This window comes from Micromonospora sp. NPDC049201 (assembly GCF_055586805.1).
On record NZ_JBVJHM010000020.1, the window covers coordinates 52,220 to 71,038 of the forward strand.

18 protein-coding genes and 1 pseudogene are annotated in these 18,819 nt (G+C 72.5%); 12 read left to right on the forward strand and 7 right to left on the reverse strand.

Annotated elements, in window-relative coordinates; translation table 11 throughout:
* Positions 1 to 11 precede the first annotated feature (11 nt).
* The 7 genes from ACZ6O5_RS30245 to ACZ6O5_RS30275 are packed head-to-tail and all read left to right on the forward strand — an operon-like array spanning position 12 to position 8,900.
* Entirely contained in the window at positions 12 to 926 is a 915-nt protein-coding gene (locus ACZ6O5_RS30245; protein WP_465981656.1) for a carbohydrate ABC transporter permease, read from the forward strand.
* The gene (locus ACZ6O5_RS30250; RefSeq protein ID WP_405090246.1) at positions 923 to 1,654 is read left to right on the forward strand and encodes a GntR family transcriptional regulator; all 732 of its coding nucleotides are present in this window, start codon (positions 923 to 925) and stop codon (positions 1,652 to 1,654) included. Before ACZ6O5_RS30245 ends, ACZ6O5_RS30250 begins: the two co-directional genes overlap by 4 nt.
* Entirely contained in the window at positions 1,651 to 2,577 is a 927-nt protein-coding gene (locus ACZ6O5_RS30255) for an ROK family protein (protein WP_465981622.1), read from the forward strand. Before ACZ6O5_RS30250 ends, ACZ6O5_RS30255 begins: the two co-directional genes overlap by 4 nt.
* Entirely contained in the window at positions 2,574 to 4,040 is a 1,467-nt protein-coding gene (locus ACZ6O5_RS30260) for a DUF4127 family protein (RefSeq protein WP_465981624.1), read from the forward strand. The genes ACZ6O5_RS30255 and ACZ6O5_RS30260 overlap by 4 nt, the downstream gene beginning before the upstream one ends.
* Entirely contained in the window at positions 4,037 to 5,707 is a 1,671-nt protein-coding gene (locus ACZ6O5_RS30265) for an FAD-dependent oxidoreductase (protein ID WP_465981626.1), read from the forward strand. Before ACZ6O5_RS30260 ends, ACZ6O5_RS30265 begins: the two co-directional genes overlap by 4 nt.
* Positions 5,704 to 6,393: an N-acetylmannosamine-6-phosphate 2-epimerase gene (locus ACZ6O5_RS30270; protein WP_465981628.1), complete on the forward strand. Its 690-nt coding sequence runs from the start codon at positions 5,704 to 5,706 to the stop codon at positions 6,391 to 6,393. The genes ACZ6O5_RS30265 and ACZ6O5_RS30270 overlap by 4 nt, the downstream gene beginning before the upstream one ends.
* Positions 6,390 to 8,900, forward strand: a complete 2,511-nt coding sequence (locus ACZ6O5_RS30275) for a glycoside hydrolase family 38 N-terminal domain-containing protein (protein WP_465981630.1) — start codon at positions 6,390 to 6,392, stop codon at positions 8,898 to 8,900. The genes ACZ6O5_RS30270 and ACZ6O5_RS30275 overlap by 4 nt, the downstream gene beginning before the upstream one ends.
* A 62-nt stretch (positions 8,901 to 8,962) precedes the next feature.
* On the opposite strand, the gene ACZ6O5_RS30280 is transcribed toward ACZ6O5_RS30275, so the two are convergent.
* The 3 genes and pseudogenes from ACZ6O5_RS30280 to ACZ6O5_RS30290 all read right to left on the reverse strand — a co-directional run bounded on the left by ACZ6O5_RS30280 (position 8,963) and on the right by ACZ6O5_RS30290 (position 10,383).
* Positions 8,963 to 9,319 (reverse strand): hypothetical protein, encoded by a 357-nt coding sequence (locus tag ACZ6O5_RS30280; RefSeq protein WP_465981632.1) that lies wholly within the window; start codon positions 9,317 to 9,319, stop codon positions 8,963 to 8,965.
* Positions 9,306 to 9,548, reverse strand: a pseudogene (locus ACZ6O5_RS30285) (DUF7003 family protein). Before ACZ6O5_RS30285 ends, ACZ6O5_RS30280 begins: the two are co-directional and overlap by 14 nt.
* A 229-nt stretch (positions 9,549 to 9,777) precedes the next feature.
* Positions 9,778 to 10,383: a TetR/AcrR family transcriptional regulator gene (locus ACZ6O5_RS30290; protein WP_465981634.1), complete on the reverse strand. Its 606-nt coding sequence runs from the start codon at positions 10,381 to 10,383 to the stop codon at positions 9,778 to 9,780.
* 62 nt (positions 10,384 to 10,445) lie between these two features.
* On the opposite strand from ACZ6O5_RS30290, the gene ACZ6O5_RS30295 reads away from it, so the two are divergent.
* The 3 genes from ACZ6O5_RS30295 (at position 10,446) to ACZ6O5_RS30305 (ending at position 11,759) form a co-directional block, all read left to right on the forward strand.
* On the forward strand, positions 10,446 to 10,799 hold the full coding sequence (locus tag ACZ6O5_RS30295) for a cupin domain-containing protein (protein WP_465981636.1): 354 nt from the start codon (positions 10,446 to 10,448) through the stop codon (positions 10,797 to 10,799).
* Positions 10,800 to 11,151: 352 nt separating this feature from the next.
* A complete protein-coding gene (locus ACZ6O5_RS30300; protein WP_465981638.1) occupies positions 11,152 to 11,472 on the forward strand; it encodes a hypothetical protein in 321 nt (106 codons plus the stop codon).
* Positions 11,469 to 11,759 carry a hypothetical protein gene (locus ACZ6O5_RS30305; protein ID WP_343444482.1) on the forward strand — a complete coding sequence of 97 codons (291 nt, stop codon included), beginning with the start codon at positions 11,469 to 11,471 and terminating at the stop codon, positions 11,757 to 11,759. Before ACZ6O5_RS30300 ends, ACZ6O5_RS30305 begins: the two co-directional genes overlap by 4 nt.
* Before the next feature lie 872 nt (positions 11,760 to 12,631).
* Here ACZ6O5_RS30305 and ACZ6O5_RS30310 read toward each other — a convergent pair.
* The gene (locus ACZ6O5_RS30310) at positions 12,632 to 12,940 is read right to left on the reverse strand and encodes an RICIN domain-containing protein (RefSeq protein WP_465981640.1); all 309 of its coding nucleotides are present in this window, start codon (positions 12,938 to 12,940) and stop codon (positions 12,632 to 12,634) included.
* 512 nt (positions 12,941 to 13,452) lie between these two features.
* On the opposite strand from ACZ6O5_RS30310, the gene ACZ6O5_RS30315 reads away from it, so the two are divergent.
* Entirely contained in the window at positions 13,453 to 13,797 is a 345-nt protein-coding gene (locus tag ACZ6O5_RS30315; protein ID WP_465981642.1) for a hypothetical protein, read from the forward strand.
* Between the two features lie 250 nt (positions 13,798 to 14,047).
* On the opposite strand, the gene ACZ6O5_RS30320 is transcribed toward ACZ6O5_RS30315, so the two are convergent.
* From ACZ6O5_RS30320 to ACZ6O5_RS30330, 3 genes are read right to left on the reverse strand one after another with little or no spacing between them, the layout of a single operon-like run.
* On the reverse strand, positions 14,048 to 15,235 hold the full coding sequence (locus tag ACZ6O5_RS30320) for an endonuclease/exonuclease/phosphatase family protein (RefSeq protein ID WP_465981644.1): 1,188 nt from the start codon (positions 15,233 to 15,235) through the stop codon (positions 14,048 to 14,050).
* Positions 15,232 to 16,251 carry a glycosyltransferase gene (locus ACZ6O5_RS30325; RefSeq protein ID WP_465981646.1) on the reverse strand — a complete coding sequence of 340 codons (1,020 nt, stop codon included), beginning with the start codon at positions 16,249 to 16,251 and terminating at the stop codon, positions 15,232 to 15,234. The genes ACZ6O5_RS30320 and ACZ6O5_RS30325 overlap by 4 nt, the downstream gene beginning before the upstream one ends.
* Positions 16,244 to 16,663, reverse strand: coding sequence for a UbiA prenyltransferase family protein (locus ACZ6O5_RS30330; RefSeq protein WP_465981648.1), 420 nt, complete (start codon positions 16,661 to 16,663; stop codon positions 16,244 to 16,246). Before ACZ6O5_RS30330 ends, ACZ6O5_RS30325 begins: the two co-directional genes overlap by 8 nt.
* Before the next feature lie 24 nt (positions 16,664 to 16,687).
* Here ACZ6O5_RS30330 and ACZ6O5_RS30335 point away from each other — a divergent pair, with 24 nt between their 5' ends.
* Positions 16,688 to 17,038 carry a hypothetical protein gene (locus ACZ6O5_RS30335; protein WP_465981650.1) on the forward strand — a complete coding sequence of 117 codons (351 nt, stop codon included), beginning with the start codon at positions 16,688 to 16,690 and terminating at the stop codon, positions 17,036 to 17,038.
* Positions 17,039 to 18,819: the final 1,781 nt, after the last annotated feature.

Consider the following 18,819-nt stretch of genomic DNA (forward strand, 5'->3'; position numbering starts at 1 on the left):
GCCAGAACGGCATGAGCGAGCGCACCGAGCGAAGCGAGGGCCACGAGCGGCGGGCCACGACGAGTTCACCGGCACGCCGCCCCGCGCGGCGCAGGGCAGGCGTCGGCCGGTACGCCGGGCCGGCCCTGCGCTACCTGTTGCTGCTGGCCATGACCGCGCTGCTGGTCGGCCCGTTCCTGTGGCAGCTCTCCACCGCGCTCAAGGGCACCGGCGAGCCGATCTACGGACCGGACACCACCCTCTTGCCGGCCGAACCGACGCTCGGCAACTTCGGCAAGGTCGCCGACGTCATCCCGGTGTGGCGCTACATCGGGAACTCGGCGATCGTCGCGGTCGCCAGCGTGCTCACCAACTGCCTGCTCGGCGCGATGGCCGGTTACGCGCTGGCGCGGATGCGCTTCCGGGGCCGGGGCGCCGTCTTCGCCGCCGTGCTCGCCTCGCTCGTCGTGCCGTTCGAGGTGATCATGGTGAACGTCTTCCTGACCGTCCGCAGCCTCGGCCTGGTCGACACCCTGCTCGGCGTACTGCTGCCCGGCGCGGTCTCCGGACTGTCCATCCTGGTCATGCGGACCGCCTTCCTCGCGCTGCCGAAGGAGACCGAGGAGGCCGCGGCCATCGATGGCGCGGGGGAGTGGGCCCGGTTCTGGCGCGTCGCGCTGCCCAGTGTGCGCGGCTCGCTCGCGGTCGTCGGCGTGTTCAGCTTCCTGTTCGCCTGGGACGACTTCCTCTGGCCGCTGATCGTGCTGAAGAACCCGGACAACTTCACGCTCACCGTCGGGCTGCAGTACCTCTCCGGCACGTTCACCAACGACCAACGGGTGGTCGCCGCTGGCACGATGATCGCAGTCATTCCGCTGCTCGCCGTCTTCTTCGCCCTGCAGCGGATGTTCTTCCGCGGCATCGGAGAGGGAGGGGTGAAGGGGTGACCGCCGTCAGCGGCAACAAGACCGCCTTCAAGCACGAGGCGCTCTACACCGCGCTGCGCGCCGAGATCGGCGCGGCGCTGCGACCGCACGACCCGCTACCCAGCGAACGGGAACTCGTCACCCGGTTCGGGGTCAGCCGGGCCACCGTCCGGCAGGCCGTCGGTCGGCTGGAGGAGGAGGGCCTGGTCTACCGCGCCCAGGGCGCGGGCACGTTCGTGGCCGACCCGGCCACCATCTCCAAGTCGCTGGCCCTCACCTCGTTCAGCGAGGACATGCGCAGCCGTCGGCTCAGCCCCGACTCACGCCTGCTCGACCTCACCGTCGTCCCGGCCGGTGTGGCGGTGGCTCGTGAGCTGTCACTGTCTCCCGGCGCGCAGGTCGCCCACGTCCGCCGGCTCCGGCTCGCCGACGGGCTGCCGATGTGCGTCGAGGAGGTGTGGCTGCCCACCGAACGGGTCGGTGACCTCGACGCCGGCCTGGTCAGCGGCTCCCTCTACGAGGTGCTGGCCGAGCGTGGCGTCCGGCCCGACCACGCCGACCAGGTGATCTCCGCGACCGTGGTCGACGCCGACCAGGCCGCGCTGCTCGGTGTGGCGCCCTACTCACCGGCGTTGCGGGTGGACCGGACCACCTTCGCCGACACCGGCGTCGCCGTCGAGCGCGCCGAGAGCATCTACCGCGCCGACCGCTACGACTTCCGCATCACCGTGACCCGAAGGACGCCGTGACCGCCCCGCTCCTGGCCGCCCTCGACATCGGCGGCACCAAGACCGCCGCCGCGCTGGTGCGCGGCGGCGCCGTCCTGGCCCGTACCCAGGCCCCCACGCCGGCGCACGACGGCGCCGCCGTCGTCCTCGACCACGCCGCCGCTCTGGTCCGCGCGCTCGGTGCCGACCCGGTGGCGGTCGGCGTCGGCGCGCCCGGCCTGGTCGACCCGGCGACCGGCCTGCTCACCGCCGCCACCACCTCGATCAGCGACTGGTCCCGGGTGGACGTGCCCGGCGCGTTGCGGCACCGCCTCGGCCTGCCCGGCGCGGTCCTCAACGACGTGCAGGCCTTCACCCTCGGCGAGGCCGTGCACGGCGCCGGCCGCGGCCTGCCCACCGTGATCGGGGTGGCCGTCGGCACCGGGATCGGCGGTGGCGTGCACGCCGCAGGCACCCTGCTCACCGGCCGCCGCGGCGCCGCCGGGCACCTCGGCCACGTGCCGGTGCCGCAGGCCGTCGGACGCCCCTGCCCGTGCGGCGCCGCCGGGCACGTGGAGGCGGTGGCCGCCGGCCCCGCCGTCGCCGCCCGCTACGCCGAGCGCACCGGCGAACCGGTCGACCTGCCCGAGGTGGTGCGGCGGGCCCGCGCGGGCGACCACGACGCCCGCACCGTCCTGTCCGACGCGGGCACGGCGCTCGGCACCGCCCTCGCCGGCCTGGCCAACACGCTCGACCCGGACCGGATCGTCGTCGGCGGCGGCGCCGCCGTGCCCGAGCTGCTCGCCGCCGCCGGCCCGGCCTTCGCCGCCGCCTGCATGCCGGTGCTCGGCGCGGTGCCGCTGGTCCCGGCCGCGCTCGGGGCGGACGCCGCGCTCGTCGGCGCCGCCGAGGCCGCCCGGCGCGCGCTCGACCTGCCGACCCCTGACGCGGCGGCGACCCGATGATCGACATCGCGCTCGTGCCGCTCGACGACCGGCCGGTCTGCCGCACCCTGCCGGGCCAGGTCGCCGCCGTCGCCGGCGCCCGGGTGCACACTCCGCCGGCCGAGCTGCTGCCCGCGCAGCGGCGACCCGGCGACCCCGACCGGCTGGCCGGATGGCTCGCCGGCCGTCGCGCCGACGCCGCCGTGGTCGCGCTGGAGACGCTCGGCCTCGGCGGCCTGATCGCCTCCCGGTTGCGCGACGACCCGGTCGCGGCTGTGCTCGGCCGATGGGCCGCGCTGGCCGAAGGCCCCACCCCGGTGTACGCCGCCACCGTCGTGCAACGCACGCCCGACGCCGACGACGCGGGCGAGGAACCCGACTACTGGGCCCGACACGGTCGGGCGCTGCACGCGTACTCGGCCGCGCTGCACCACGACATCGGCGCGTCGCGGCTGCCCACCACCGACGTGCCGGCGCCGATCCGCCGGGACTTCCTGCGCCGCCGTCAGCGCAACCACGTGCTCAACCAGGCCGCGCTCGGGCTCGCCGCCGACGGCGTGCTGGACACGCTCGTCGTCGGCGCCGACGACACCGCCGTCGCGGCGGTCGGCACCGCCGAGTGGCAGTGGCTGCGCACCTGGACCGCCTGGCTGGAGATCACCGACCGGGTGCTCGCCCATCCCGGCGCCGACGAGATCGGCGCCGTGCTGGTGGCCCGCGCCCTCACCGCCGCCACCGGCCACGTGCCCCGGATCGCGGTCGCCTGCGCCGACCCCGACGGGCTGGACCGGGTCGCCCGCTACGAGCCCGTCCCGGTCGGGGTCGGGATCGCCAGCCAGGCCGCCGCCGCCGGGGCGACGATCGTGGACGACGCGGCCGACGCGGTGCTTGTGGTCCACCCGCCGCAACCCGGCCGGGCCGACTGGGCGACCGCCCCGCCGCCGGACACCGACCCCGTCCCGGCGGCGCGGACGGCCGAGCTGGTGCGCCGGCTGCTCGCCGAGGGACGGCCGGTGGCCCTCGCCGACTGCGCGATCGGCAACGGAGCCGACCCCCGGCTCGTGGCCGACCTGGCCACCGACGGCACGTACGCCCGGCTGGCCGGCTTCGCCGGCTGGAACACCGCCGGCAACACCATCGGCAGCGCGCTCGCCACGCTCGTGGCGTACCAGGTCGGGCGGGCCACCGGCACCCTCGACGAGCGCGCCGCCCGGCGGCTGCTCGCCCACCGGCTGGTCGACGACCACATCTGGATGTCGTACGCCCGGCCGCGGCTGCGCCACGAACGCGGCACCGACCCGACCCGGCACGACCACGTCCCCGACGCGGAGACCGCAGCCGTCACCGGCCGCGTCGAGCACCTGCTCCGCGAACGGTGGCGACAGCTCGACGCGATCGCGGACCTCGCGGTCCGACCTGGCTCGGTGACGCTGCCCTGGCACCGGACCTACGAGATCGACTTCACCCTGGAGGACCACAGGTGAACAGCCCCGTACCGGACCTGACCGCGGACGTGGCCGTCATCGGCGGCGGCCTCGGCGGAGTGGCCGCCGCGCTCGCCGCCGCCCGGGCCGGCGCCACGGTGGTCCTCGTCGAGGAACTGTCCCGGGTCGGCGGCCAGGTCACCACGCAGGCGCTGCCGGCGCTCGACGAACATCCGCACGTCGAGAGCTTTGGCGCCTCGACCGGCTACCGGGCGTTCCGCGACGCCGTCCGCGCCCACTACGGCGGCACCGCCAACCCCGGCGGCGGCTGGGTGAGCCGGCTCTGCTTCGAACCGGCCGTCGCCCAGCGGGTGCTCGACACCGCCCTGGCCGAGGCGAAGGTGACGGTGCTGACCGGCCACCCGGTGGTCGCCGCCAGGACCAGGGACGGCCGCGTACACGACGTCACCTTCAGCGACGGGACGGTGCTGGCCGCCGCCGTGTTCTGCGACGCCACCGAGCGCGGGGACCTGGTCCCGCTCGCCGGGTTCGCCACCGTCACCGGCTCCGAGGGCCGCGCGGCGCACAGTGAGCCGGACGCCGTGCCCGGCGGGCCCGACCCCGCCGCCCAGCAGTCGTTCACCTGGTGCGCCCTGGTGGAACACCATCCCGGCGCGGACTTCACCGGCCCCGCACCCGCCCGCTACGCCGAGCTGCGGCACCGGCTCTCCTTCGACATCGCCGGATGGGACGGTGGCACGCACCGGTACCGGATGTTCACCGACGGCCCGGACGGTCGGCCGCCGTTCTGGACCTACCGGCGGCTGCGCGCCACCGGGCCGGAGTTGGCGGTGCTCAACTGGGCGTCCAACGACTGCGCCGGACACGACCCGATCGGCGACCCGGCCGGGGCGGAACGCGCCGGCCGCGAGCTGACCGCCGCGTTCGTGCACTGGCTGCGCACCGAGGCGCCCCGGGAGGACGGCGGCCGGGGCTTCCCCGGGCTGCGGCTCGCCCCGGAGGCCGCGGGCACGCCCGACGGTTTCGCCGAGGCGCCGTACCTGCGCGAGTCGCGCCGGATCGTGGTCGACCGGCCGGTCACCGGCCACGACCTCGCACCCGTGGCCGGGCGTGCCCGCGCCCGCCACCTGCCCGGCTCGCTCGGCGTCACCTGGTACCACGTCGACCTGCACGAGCGCACCGGGCACCCGGAGCCCGTCTACCGGGAGACGGCGCCGTTCGCCATCCCCGCCACGGCGCTGGTCCCACGCGGTGCGGTGAACCTGCTGGCCGCCGCGAAGAACCTCGGCGCCACCCAGGTCGCCGCCGCCGCGTACCGGGTGCACCACGGCGAGTGGGCCGTGGGCGAGGCGGCCGGCGCGCTCGCCGCCCGCGCCGCCCTGGACCGCCGGCCGGTGCACGCCGTCCGCGACGACCCGGCGTTCCTGCTCGCGGTGCAGCGCGACCTGGTCGCCGCCGGCGTGCCGCTGGCCTGGGTCGCCGACGTGCCGCCGGAGGATCCACGGTTCGCCGCCGTGCACCTGGCCGCCGCCCACGGGGCGCTGGAGGGGGAACGAGCCGCCGACCTGGTCGTCGACCCCGACCGTCGCGCCGGGCCGGCGGACCTGGTTGCGCTGCGCCGGGCCGCCCGGGCGCTGGGCGCCGCGCCGTCCGGCCCGGACCCCGATCGCGCCTTCGGCGCCGTAGTGGAGGACATCACCCGATGACCGTGCTCGACACGATCCGTGGCCGGCTGGTCGTCTCCTGCCAGGCCGACCCCGGAGAACCGCTCGACGACCCGGCGCACATGGTGGCGCTGGCCCGCTCCGCGCTGCGCGGCGGGGCCGCCGCGATCCGCGCTCAGGGCCTGCGCGACCTGCGGGCGCTGCGCGCCGCGCTGCCCGACACCCCGCTGATCGGGCTGGTCAAGGCCGGCAGCAGCGGCGTCTACATCACCCCCACCCTGGCGCACGCCGACGCGGTCGCCGCCACCGGCGTGCAGATCGTCGCGCTCGACGGCACCCGCCGGCCCCGCCCGGACGGGCTGACGCTCGCCGAGACGGTGACCGGGCTGCGGCGCCGTCACCCGCGGGTGCTGGTGATGGCCGACGTGGCCGACGCCGCCGACGGGCACGCCGCGGTCGCCGCCGGCGTGGACCTGGTCGGCACCACGCTCTCCGGCTACACCGGCGGCGCGGTGCCGCACGACCCGGACCTGGCGCTGATCGCCACGCTCGCGGACGCGCTGCCGGTACCGGTCGTCGCCGAGGGCCGGATCAACACGCCCGACGAGGCGGCCGCCGCGCTGCGCCACGGCGCGCTCGCGGTGGTGGTCGGCACCGCCATCACCCGACCCGCCGTGGTCACCGCCCGTTTCGCCGCCGCGCTCGTCACCGACCGGGAGATGTCATGACCGTGCACGTTGTCAGCCACACCCACTGGGACCGCGAGTGGTACCGGCCGATGGAGTCGTTCCGCGCCCGTCTCGCCGAGCTGGTCGCCCGCGTCTGCGACCAGCTCGACTCGGGCGAGCTGGGCCGGTTCCACCTGGACGGGCAGACCGTCACCGCCGTGGACGCACTCGCCGTACGCCCCGACCTCGCCGACCGGATCCGCGCGCACGCCGCCGCCGGCCGGCTGCACGTGGGACCGTGGCACGTCCTCGCCGACAACCAGCTCGTCTCCGGTGAGAGCCTGATCCGCAACCTGCTCACCGCCCGCCGGGTCGCCGCCGACCTCGGCCTGACCCTCGCCGGCGTCGGCTACTGCCCGGACGCCTTCGGCCACCCCGCCGACCTGCCCCGCGTGCTGCGCGGCTTCGGTCTGGACACCGCGCTGGTCTGGCGGGGCGCGCCCCCGCATCTGGCCCGGTTCCGCTGGCGCGCCCCGGACGGCTCCGAGGTGCTCGCGGTCAACCAGGGCTACTACGAGCCGGAGGTGCTCTGGGAGGCGGCCGCCGCGGCGGACCGGCTCACCACGTTCCGGGACAAGCAGGCCGGCCGGGACGCCGACGGGCCGTACCTGCTGCTCAACGGCGGCGACCACCTCGCGCCGCGCCCGCTGCCGGCGGGGTTGGCCGACGGCGCGGCGGTGGAGAGCACCCTGGCCGACTACTTCGACGCGATCCGGGACACGGTGCCGGCCGGTGAGGTGGTCACCGGTGAGCTGCGCTACCCGGGGGACTGGCTGACCTTCGTGCTCGCCGGCACCCTCTCCGCCCGGCTCCACCTCAAGCAGGCCAACGCCGCCACCGAGACCCTGCTGGAGGCCTGGGCCGAACCGCTGACCGTCCGCGCCGGCCGCGCCGACGCGGTCGGGCTGCTCCGGCACGCGTGGGACCAACTGCTGCAGAACGCGCCGCACGACTCCATCTGCGGCTGCTCGGTGGACGAGGTGCACCGCGAGAACGAGGTGCGCTTCGCCCGCGCCCGCCAGGCCGGCGAGCACCTGGTCGAGCGGGCCCTGCTCGACCTCGGGCTGGACACCCGGCTCGCCGGCGACCCGGTCACCGACGCGGCCGCGTTGGTCGTGGTCAACCCGCACGCCACGCCGGTCACCGCACCGGTCGAGGTGGACGTGTACACCGCGCCCGGACACACCCTCACCGGCCTGGTCGACGCCGGCGGCGTGCCGGTGCCGTACGACCTGCGGGAGACCGAGCCGACGCCGCTGTTCTGCGCCGACCTGGACATCCTCCCGGACACCCGGGACACGCTGCGGCACCGCATCGCGTTCGTCGCCGACCCGCCGGCCGGCGGCTGGACCGGCTACACCGCCACCGTCGCCGCCGGGGAACCGGTCGCCGTGCCGACCGGCCGCCCGGGCCGCGCCGTGACCCGCGGCGACTGGACGCTCACGGTCGCCGACGACGCCTCCTTCACGCTGACCGACGCGGCCACCGGCCGGACCCTGCCCGGCCTGGGCCGCCTGGTCGACTGCGGCGACGCCGGGGACACCTACACCTACGACCCGCCCCGGACCGACGAGACGGTCACGCCGGTGCTGCGCGAGGCGTGGGTCCACGACACCGCCGTGGCCTCCCGCATCGTGGTCCGCGCCGACCTCGACGTGCCGGCCGGCCTCACCGCCGACCGGAGCGCCCGGTCCACCGAGCGGGTGGTGTTGCCGCTGACCGTCACCGCCACGCTCTGGGCCGGCGTGCCGGAGCTGGACTGGCGACTGGAGTTCGACAACGCCGCCGACGACCACCGCCTCCAGGCCCACTTCCCGACCGACGCCCCGGCGAGCGACTGGACCGCGGACACCCACTTCAGCCTGCTCACCCGCCCGCTCAAGGCGCCGCTCGGGCCGCTGCCCGAGGAGCGCGGCTACGAGGCCGACGCCGGCGTCGCGCCGGTCCGCTCCCTGGCCACCCTGCCCGGCCTCGCCGTCCTCGCGCCGGGCCTGCCCGAGGTACAGGGCATCGCCGGCGAGCGCCCGTCGCTCGCCGTCACGGTGCTGCGCGCGGTCGGCTGGCTGTCCCGACCCGACCTGCGCGCCCGCACCGCCGGCGCCGGTCCGCAGCTGCCCACCCCGGAGGCGCAGTCCCGGCGCCGGATCACCGCCGCCGTCGGCGTACGCCTCGACGACGCCGAGGCCGTGGTCACCGCCGCGGCGGCCCGCCGCCGGGCGCCGCTGCGGGCCTGGCAACTGCGCCCCGGTACGGCGGCGCCGGCGCCGACGTCCGGGCTGCGGGTGGACGGGGCGCAGGTGTCGGCGTACAAGCTCGCCGAGGACGGCGACGGCGCGGTGCTCCGGCTGGTGAATCCGACCGCCGTCGAGGTGGTGGCCACGGTGTCCGGGCTCGACGGCCGACTGGTCGAGTGCGACCTCGCCGAGCAGCCGGCGGGCGGGGAGACGGCCGCCGACCGGATCGCGCTCGGCGCGTTCGCGACCCGCAGCTTCCGCGTCGCCGGGTGAGCGTGGCCGACGGATCCGTTTCCCCGGGCATACCTCCACGATCACTGGTGCTCGGCGGTGGTTCAACCCGTCGAGCGGTGGTGGTCGAGCTTGTCGTGGAGGGTGTCGGCGAAGCCTTCGGCCATGGCGAGTTGGTCGCGTAGCGCGGTGACGCGGGTGGTGGCGGCGGTGTGGAACATGCCGAGCCGGTCGAGAAGCGCGGCCCGCTCGGCCCCGGTGGCGCCGTCGAGGGCGTCGAGGACGTGCTGCTGGTCGACGTGCAACTGCTCACCGCACCGCCGGCTGAGCCACCCTTCCGACGTGGCCGCCGCGCGGGCACCCGCGACGAACCCGCGTCCTCCCCGGTAGGTCTCGGGCTCGTCGGGGTCTTCTATCTCGTCCCAGTTGTCGACTCGGTCGAGAGAGTCACCGTCGCCCATAGCCAGGTTCGCCGCTGGTTAGGCAGTTGCCGAACACGTGGAGCACGTCGGTGAGGTTGCCGGCCCGTGGCGAATAGCCGACCGCCTCGACGATGAGAGCCCACTGCTCAGCGTCACGCTACCCATGTAGCCGAACGTCAACAGCGTAGTTGTAGCCGTGCCCCAGGTCCGGAAACAGGAACTCCTCGGCTGCGGCGTCGAACTGTTCGAGGACCTCGACCGAGCGCATAGCCGAGCAGTGTAACCAGGCATGCCCGTGACCCGAGACGCCCGTACATGCCGCCGAGCGGGCGCGCCGGCAACAGGAGCTTCCGTCACTCTCCGTAGATGTCTGGCGTATGCATCGGCTCGACCCTCGTGCACGCACGTGCCGATGAGGGGATGCCCGCGACGGTTTGCGTGGTCAGCCAGGGCCCGGACCGGCTGAGTCGACGGCACCGAAGCGTGTGGACCTCGCGTCACCGAGGCGGTTGCGGGTCGCTGGTGATGGCCGCGTCCAGGAGGGCGCGCGCGGTTGCCGTGACGGTGCTGGCTGCCTGCTCGTGGGTGTAGCCGGCGATGTCGAGAAGCCAGATGAGTGTTTCGATGCCCGTTGCCGAGCGGATCGCGATGGCGAGCCGGTCGGTGTCGACGTGCGGGTGGCTGTCCCGCAGTGGTGACAGGGCCTCGGCGATCCAGCCGACAGCGCGTCCCTGGCGCAGGACCGGCTGGTCGGCATTCGGTTCCAGTGACAGCCGCAGCGAGGTGCGCAGTGGGCGTTCCCAGGTGAGGTTGTACCGGGTGAACGCGGTCATGAGCGCGTCGAGGCGCTCCTTCGGATCTGTGGGCGCGTCGGGGGGCAGCAGGCTGTCCGGCGAGATGGTGGGCCGGGCCGCGAGAAGCAGGCTGCGCTGGTTGGCGAAGTAACGGTAGGCGGTGGTGCGGGAGATGCCCGCTCGCTGGGCGGCGTCCTCGACCTTGGGGGTGTGTCCGGCGGCGAGCAGCTCTTGGGTGGCGGCGACGAGCGCCTGTCGGGTGCGCGACTTCTGCGCTGTCCGGCCGGTCGACTCGTAGGGCGTCGTCACGTCTTCATGGTACCGTAATCCCATATGGGATCGGAGTTCCACGAAATTCCGCGGAGGCGGCGATGAACCCCAACGACCCGACTGTCACCGACCCTCACCTCTACAAGGTCATGTTCGAGAACGAGCGGGTGCGGGTCCTGGAGTACCGCGACGAACCCGGTGACCACACTCATGTACACCGGCACCCGGACAGCGTGATGGTGACACTGAGCGCCTTCCGGCGCCGTGTCACGGCCGACGGACGCAAAGTCGAGGTCGAACTCAAGCCCGGCGAAGCCCGATGGGTGGGGGCGCAGGAGCACGCCGGCCAGAACATCGGCGACACCGCCTCACACAGCGTCTTTGTCGAGCTGAAGGAGCCGGCGCCCGCCGGCGCGCCGACTGCCGACGTCCCTCTGGGTCCCAGCGCTGCGTAACGGTCGGGGCGACGAGCCGGTAGGCCGAATGCCCCCGCCGGCCGTAGCGTACTGCAGCGAGCGAACGTCGCGGCCCAGCTCAACCCCGCAGCCTTGCCTGTGCGGATCTGCGCTGGGTGTGCGGCGCAGTGTTGCGAGTGCAGTTCAGTCAGGTCATGGTCCGGTGACCAGGTGATCGAAACTGGGCACCTGCCGGTGGTGGTTGACTGACCGGGTGGCGTTGGATCGGGAGTTGCCGGTGGCTCGTCGGCCTCGCCTCGGGAGCCCGTTCGGCCACCACCTCGCCATCGACATTTATCAACCCCGTCGATAGGGTCACCGGTAGGAAAGTTTCGCCGTACGGGAGGTGGGCATGCCCCGACGAAAGCGCGTGAGGGCCGCCGCGTTGGCCATCGGAGCGACAACGATCGCCCTGGGCGCCACGCCGGCCCAGGCCGACCCGGTGGTGCCGCGGCACGCCATCGTGATCTGCCAGAGCGCCAGCTTCTACGCCAACTACGACTCCGCCGGCGGTCCGGCCGGCCTGAAGCGGACCCTGGCTTACGGCAACAAGATCGGCCACACGCCGGGGGCGCACCCGGTCTACAACGGGTGGGCGGCTTCCTTCGACTTCGGCCCCAACGACTGGGGCTACCTGCGCGCCGAGTGCATCGGTGGGTACGACTCGTGGTGAGCCGGCGTAGCACCCGGGTGACCGCCGGCCTGCTGGTCGCAGTCGTCGCCGCGACACTCGCGATGCCGACCCCGGCGCAGGCCGCCAACGGCACGATCGGGGAGCGGGAAACGGTGTGCGCGAGTGACCTGTTCGTCCGCACTCAGCCCGTCGGCGCCTGGATGGGCACCCTCTATCAGGGTCAGACGTTCCTGGTCGAGGGTCCCCGCAGCGGCGGCTACGTCTACGGGTTTGCCTACGGTCACATCAACCGGCGCGGCTGGGTGCAGGACGGCTGGTTCTGCTGACCGTGCCTGCTGGCGGCACAGGGGTGTCCTGATCGGGCCGTGACTGGCCCGGCCCTCGGTGTGAGGTTTGGTCTATGGTGTGGCGATGTCTGAGCAGTGGTCGTTGAACGTCGACTGCGCGCGCCCGCGCGAGCTGGCTGCGTTCTGGTGCCTCGCGCTGGGATACGTCCCGGCCGCACCGGGCAACGAGTTCGACGTCCTTTAGACCGTTCGGTAGGACAGTCGGCCGCCGGCCCGGATATCGCGTCGGGCCAACCTCAGCTATGAAACACGCCCAAGGGAGTGTCGAGGTCAGGCAGTGGATGAAGTGGCGCGGGCTTGCCGAAGTCGGGAAAGGCGCAATAGCCGTTAGCGCCCCGGATGTAGGGGCGACGTCGGCTAGTGCTCGTTGATCCTCGCGCGGTGGGGCGATGTTTGGTGTTTCAATCCGGTCCGGTGGTCGGACCAGGTGTGTCCGGCTGTCGGACCAGCGCCAGTTTCATGGCCGGACCAGTGGGCGGCTGTGGGGGAACTCGAAGCCGATAGGCGGTCCTGGCCTTCTTGCGTCGGGATTCGTTCGCCTTTGGTCTGAGGCGTACGACCCAGCCAGGCGTCCTGGTGGCACACGATGATCATGTTTCAGCCGCAGCTAGCCGGCGACGTGGTCCGGATCCTGACCGCGTATCGCGGGGGTGGCGCTGATGGAGGCAGCTGTGGTGTCGATCCGCCTCTCTGCCGCTGACACCCGGTCTGGGTCCGGCGTCAGCCTCCGCCGGCGTGGTCGGGTTGCCTTTGTCGGCCTGCTGCCACCTCCGCGCCGTAGGCACCGACGACGATGGCCCGGGCCGCACCCCGAGCCATCGTCGCGGCATGTACGCCGTCCTACCTCGATGTCAGCGGATGCTCCATCGCTGGTTCGGCCCGCCGGCGCAGGTCCACAGGATCACCCGGGTGCTGTTGGCGGTCCCGCCCGACTCGGCGTCTAGGCACAGGCCGGACTGGGCACCGCTGATGGTGCCGTTGGCGTTGACGTTCCACAGTTGGTTGGCGCCGCCGGTGCAGTCCCAGATGATGGCCCTCGTGCCGGGGGACGTGCCGCCGCCCTCCGCGTCCAGGCACTTGGTGCCGTACACCCGCAGTTGTCCCGCGCCGGTGCGATCCCAGCGCTGGTTGGACCCGCCGTTGCAGTCCCAGAGCGCCACCGCGGTGCCCTCGCCTGGGACGCGTTTACCACGTCCACGCAGCGGCCGGAGGCCGCGCCGACGATCGCGCCGGCTGTCGAGGGTGGTGGCGTCGAGGGCGGCGGGGTGGTGGAGGCGTCGAGGCCGAAGAAGTGGATCGTCTCATCCGCGAGAATTTGCAGGTTGTGCGGTTGGCCGGTCTCCTGGATCGCTTCGACGTTGTTGCCGTAGCGAGTGCGGACCCAGCCGGAGCGTGGTTGGTTCTGCTCCGTGGAGGTCGGCGTCTGGCTGATGCCATGCACGTTGGTCCACTGCTTGATCTCTTCGCCGAAGTTGGGGAAGCGCGCCTGGAGACCATGCCTGACCTGGAACGGCATGGGAGGCGGCGGCGTAGGCCCTCGCCGAGGCGGTGCACCACGACCGCTGGCCGGAGCGGGTGATTGATCGACCGAACAGCTAATCCAGGTACGTCTATGCGACAGCTAGGCTGGCATTGCACTGAGTCATCCCTTGGCTACGTTGGGAGGAGTTCCATGCGCACCACCGTCAAGGTCCTTGCCGCGTCCGCCCTTGCCGCTCTGAGCCTCGCCACCGCCGGTGCCACCCCGGCCCTCGCCGCCGCCCCGGCGCCCTTCTGCGAGTCCGGCGCCTCGCAGTTCTACTGCGACGGCAGCAGCACCGGCACGACGACCTGGAGCATCACCTGGTACTCCGGCAGCGTCGGCACCTTCACGACCGCCGGGTCGACCCTCTTCGCCGCCTGCCCGGCCAGCAACCTCGGTCATCCCGTGCGGGCCAGCTACAGCTACTTCGACGGCAGCACGACCCAGTACAGCGGCACCACCCAGTTCATCTGCCGCAGCGGCCCCTGGCAGTAGGCCGTCCCGCGCCGGCGTCCGGGTCACCCGCCGCGTACGCCGGACAGGCTCCGACACCGGTGTGGGGACCGTGTAGCGGCAGATGTCGGTGCTGCCGACGCCAGCCCGACGACGCCCGCGCCCATGACCCTCCGAATGACGTACGCGATCCTGAACAGCACCCGCGATGCCGACCCGCTCCGCGCCGCCTCCCCGGGTCGGAACGACGATCGTCCGGCCCGGCGTGTTGCCTGCCGGGCCGGACGAGCCGTCAACGCACCGAGAACCACAGGTCCTGCGGGCGATGGTCGGAGAGCCGCTCGGCGGAGACCAGTCGGTAGCGGTGCACGTCGACCGCTCCTCGGGTGAACGTCCAGTCGATCCGCCAGAACGGCAGGGGCAGGCCGGCGAGCGGGCTGTCCCACCTGAAGTTCATCGGCGCGTCGAAGCGCCAACTCAGGGGCAGCACCTGGGTGCCCTCGTCGGACGCGTCGCGGGTGACGGCCCGCAGCCCGTCGAGTGTGCCCATCGCCGAGGTGGCGTTGAAGTCGCCGGAGACTATCGACGGGTTCGGGTTGCGCCGCACATCCTCGGTGACGGCCGCGACCTCCTCCTGCCGCCAGGTGAACTTGCGCCGGTAGTACTCGTCGAGGTCGACCTGCGGGTGCAGGAAGTCGAGGTCGATCGCGGTCGGCACGGTGACGTGCACGTTGTAGACCGAGACCGTCCGCTCGCCGACACGCAGGTCGGTCCGGAGCACCTTGTCCCGCGCGAAGACCTCGGCGAAGGGGGTGCCGGCGGGCAGCCGGGCGGCCGGTCCGAAGAGCGGCTTCGCCACGATCGGAAACCGGGAGATCGTGACCAGCTCGCTGCTGCGCGCGATGTGGTAGCCGGGGAACTCGTTGCGTAGCTTCTCGTCGTCGTCCACCGGGAGGTAGCCGGCCTCGGCGCTGCCCGGCAGCCAGACCACATGCTCCTGTAGCAGGTAGACGTCGGCGTTCTGTCGACGGAGGAAGGCGAACTGCGCCTCGGGGTCGCGGTTGCTCATCCCCCAGTAGTTCGTGTTCCAGGTGAAGAGGTGGACCGCGCCGACCGGCACCGGTCGCGCGTCGCGCAGCAGCGCGGCCGGATAGACGCCGAGCTGGTCGACACCGGGGAGCAGGCCCGCCACGGCGAGCGCCACGGCCCAGTGCCGGCGACGACCGCAGGCCGCCGCCGCCGCAGCAGCCAGCACCAGTGGTGCCAGCACCAGCAGCACCGGCGGGGCCGAGTCCAACAGGATCGACCAGTGCCACCGCCCGGTCGCCACCCGACGGGTCACCGTGAAGGCCAGGAAGAGCGCGCCGACGCCGACGACGCCCCAGCCGTAGCCGAGGCGCAGCGCGCGGGCGACCCGTCGACCGCGTGACGCCGGCGCCGGGGGCGCCGCGACGACCTCCGCCTCGCGTGTGGTGGTCATGGGGCGACCTCCTGGTAGAGGCTGCGGAAGCGAGGGCGTAGCAGCCATTCGATCAACCCCGTGGCGAGACCGGTGACAACTGCGGTGTTCATCAGCACATGCGCGGCCGTGAAGAACACGACGAAGCCCCAGCCGCGCTCGCGTCGCACGAAGACGTACTGGCCCAGATCGCTCCCGACGAAGCCGCCGAGGAGGACGACCGTCAGCAGGGCGAGCGGGGGAAACAGGACTGCGGCCGGCACGCTCAGCAACGTCGCCGCCGCCAGGACCGCCGCGGCGGCCCGGCCGCCCGTCTCCATGCCCTGCATGGCACGGCCGCGCCGCAGGTAGAACGGCACCCGCAACCGGCTGCGCCGGAACGCCTTGCGGAGGATGGGCACCATCCGACTCTCGTCGGACAACCGGCCGCGGACCTTCGAGGTCAACAGCATCGGGTACGACCGCGACAGCCGCTCCGCGTGGTCGATCTCCTCGGTCTGCCGCAGCGCGGGGTTGAACCAGCCGGCCCGGTCGAACGCCTCGCGGGTGACCGCGCCGAGGGCGTAGAACCCGCCGCTGACCAGCCCTTCCGCGCTCTTTCGCCAGTAGTGGTACTGGAGGATGCGGTACTGCCCGACGAGCCCTTCGGCGAACAGCGGCTCCTTGTCGGGCACGCCGAAGACCGCGCCGTAGCCCTCGTCGCCGCGCAGCAGTCGGACCGCGTTGCGGATGGCATCCGGATGCATGGTCACGTCCGCGTCGAGAAAGAAGATGATCTCACCCGTGGCGTGCCGTACGCCGAGGTTGCGGGACGCGCCGGGACCGCCGTTGGCGTCCGCGCTGACCAGCAGGCACGGCTGCCGGACGGCGAGGGCGGCGCTGGCGTCGGTGCTGGCGTCGTCGACCACGATGACCTCGTGTGCCGGCATCGACTGGGCGTGCACCGAGGCCAGGCAGAGTTCGATGGTGCGGCTGTCGTTGTACATCGGGATGACGACCGACACCGTGACACGGTCGTCGGCAAGCGCCTCAGCCATACAGGCTTCCCCCTTCGAGGACGAGCAGCCAGAGCCCGGCGTTGGCGAGCATCACGCCGTCACGCAGCAGCACCCGGACGGGGCTGCCGCCGCCGGCGTGCACCAGGACGATCTGGAGATAGCGGAACAGCGCGAACAGCGCGAACGGAGCGGTGAGCAGCGCGGTGCGGCTGACCCCCGACGCGTGGAGCTGGTAGGTGATGAGCGCGCTGGCAGCGGTGAGCCCCAGCAACTGGTCGAGCAGGTGCTCGGTGTAGCCGACCAGGGCCGGTCGGTGGACGGCGCCGGCGACCCGCAGTTCGTGACGCCGCTTGCCCAAGATCAGCAGCAGGCAGACGGACAGCACGCAGAGCGTGAGCCAGCCCGACGGCGGCGCGTCGACCGCGGTGTAGCCCTGCACGAGGCGCAGCACGAACCCGACCGCGACCGCGAACAGGTGATCGGGACGGTGGTGCCGGTCGTGGTCGACCCCTACGCCGGGCTCGCGGTCGGGCTCGCCGGTGGGCTGGTGGCCGGCATCGCGGCCGGTCTCGCCGACCGCCACGCGGCCGGCCACCGGGACGGATTCTCCGCCGGACTGGTGGGCAGCGGGTGGGCCTGGTCGCTGGTCAGCCGCACCTGGCTGGCGGCCACCGGCAAGCTGCCCTGGAATCTGACCAGGTTCCTCGACGACGCCCATCGGCGCGGTGTGCTGCGCCAGGCCGGCGCGGTCTACCAGTTCCGCCACGCGAGCCTGCACGAGCGACTGCGCACGGGAAGCGACGACGCGCGCCTACCGGAAAGCTGACCCGGGTGAGCTCTCTGCTGCACCGGCAGGGTGACAGGTGAAGTCACGCGGCCTGACTGGCCGGTGGATGCACGATGGTCGGGTCGAACCGGGCCGGTGATCGCTGGCGTCATCGGCGGTGGTAGACCCGTTCGATCCGGTCACGGTCGCGAGCCGGAGTTGCTGGCGGGTGGTCGCGGTCGGTGTGCAGGATGCAACCGGCCAGGCCGGCGCGTCTGGCGACGGCCAGGCGGGACTTCACCCGTGAGCCGATGGAGTAGCCGACGATGCGGTGGGACCAGACGTCCTTGATCGCGTGTAGGTAGAGCTTGCCTCGGCGGTGTGCTGGTCGGTGATGTCGGCCGGCCACAGCCGGTTCGGCCGTCGACGGCGAAGTCCCGGCGCACGAGATCGTCGTGCACGGGTGGGCCTGGCTTGCCGCTCTTTGCGCGATACTTTCTCTTGCCGAACGCCCTCCACCAGCCGTCACCGGAGCAGATCCGCCACGCGGTGCGATCGGCCATCGGCTGCCCCGCATCGCGAGTCCTGTCGACCAGGAACCGGTGGCCGAACTCCGGATCGTCACGGTGAGCGTCGAACAATGCGTTGGCCCGGTACGCCGCCACCTCCTCGGCGCTGGTGACAGGTCGGGCCAGCCACCGGTAGTAGGGCCGGCGAGCGATCTGAAGTACCCGGTACGTCACCGCCAGGGGGGATACCGTCGGGGTTCAGCCACTTGAACAAGGTCATCGGGTGCACGCCGACGTCCTTGGCGATCTGCTCGGCCGTCACACCCGCCTCGCGGTCACGAGCGACACGCACGACGTCATCACGGAACTCTCGCGGTAAGGCCTGGGCACAACGAGATCCTTCCAGCCCGCCATGAGGGCGACCCCATCTCAGATGCCACCTTTCGGGGCGGCAGACCCCGACCACGGTTAGACCTCGTGCGCAGACGACGACCACCGTCTGCACCACAGCACCACGAAGGCAGGACCTGTCACCTCGGTTTCCTCACCGCGCGCCGGCTCAGACAAGATCCGAATCCAGGCTCGGCATCCCGAGGTCGCAACGGCATCGGCGGCCTCCTCAACGAATGCACCGTGCTGCTTGAGCTGCACCGACGCAGGTCTCGACAAGCTCACCCTTGACATGGCGGGCAGAGATTGGAGATCGTGTATGAAGGAGTCGTTCCGGTGAAGAAAGCTTCTACGGAAGGATCATCGATGCCTCGTCCACGTTCGCCGTCCCAATAGTGCGAGCACTGCGGCGGCTCTGCCGTCTGCTGGATGCGCTCGAATCCGATCGGGGCTGTGGCGACGGAATCTGCCACGATCAGGGCATCACGCACTACATTTTCGCTCAACTCGCTTCAAGGCGCGGCCGATTGGTGCTCGCCAGTGGGCGTGGACGAATCGTCGCATCGTTGCGCTGTTCCTCCCGCGATTGGGCCCGCTGGTAGATCTTCAGGGACATTCGCCAAGAACCTTCACGAGCCCGGCCCTGCGGGATCATTGCTCACGGCGTCTCGTCAAACGATTCACTGTCGAGGTTCTGACCGCGTGGCGTTGACTTGTTGGCCCATGATCGAAGGCCATATGTGGGTCAGGTGACTGTGTGAGCCCAGCCGAGGCCACACCGGCAGGCGTGCTTCCCGGCCGCTGGTTCGTGTTTTCCGCAGTGTGGACGAAGATGTCTGGGGATAGTGATGTCTGAGGCCTTCCGGGGTCAGGATAGTGCGATTGCTGTTATTGGTGTGTCGTGTCGTTTGCCGGGTGCGGTTGGTCCGGCGGCGTTCTGGG

Excerpts from the sequence above, each read along its gene's own strand:
- ACZ6O5_RS30260 (WP_465981624.1), top strand. The coding sequence starts at position 2,574 with ATGATCGACATCGCGCTCGTGCCGCTCGACGACCGGCCGGTCTGCCGC.
- ACZ6O5_RS30325 (WP_465981646.1), bottom strand. The coding sequence starts at position 16,251 with ATGGCTGAGGCGCTTGCCGACGACCGTGTCACGGTGTCGGTCGTCATC.
- ACZ6O5_RS30295 (WP_465981636.1), top strand. The coding sequence starts at position 10,446 with ATGAACCCCAACGACCCGACTGTCACCGACCCTCACCTCTACAAGGTC.
- ACZ6O5_RS30320 (WP_465981644.1), bottom strand. The coding sequence starts at position 15,235 with ATGACCACCACACGCGAGGCGGAGGTCGTCGCGGCGCCCCCGGCGCCG.
- ACZ6O5_RS30245 (WP_465981656.1), top strand. The coding sequence starts at position 12 with ATGAGCGAGCGCACCGAGCGAAGCGAGGGCCACGAGCGGCGGGCCACG.
- ACZ6O5_RS30315 (WP_465981642.1), top strand. The coding sequence starts at position 13,453 with ATGCGCACCACCGTCAAGGTCCTTGCCGCGTCCGCCCTTGCCGCTCTG.
- ACZ6O5_RS30270 (WP_465981628.1), top strand. The coding sequence starts at position 5,704 with ATGACCGTGCTCGACACGATCCGTGGCCGGCTGGTCGTCTCCTGCCAG.
- ACZ6O5_RS30280 (WP_465981632.1), bottom strand. The coding sequence starts at position 9,319 with ATGGGCGACGGTGACTCTCTCGACCGAGTCGACAACTGGGACGAGATA.
- ACZ6O5_RS30300 (WP_465981638.1), top strand. The coding sequence starts at position 11,152 with ATGCCCCGACGAAAGCGCGTGAGGGCCGCCGCGTTGGCCATCGGAGCG.
- ACZ6O5_RS30275 (WP_465981630.1), top strand. The coding sequence starts at position 6,390 with ATGACCGTGCACGTTGTCAGCCACACCCACTGGGACCGCGAGTGGTAC.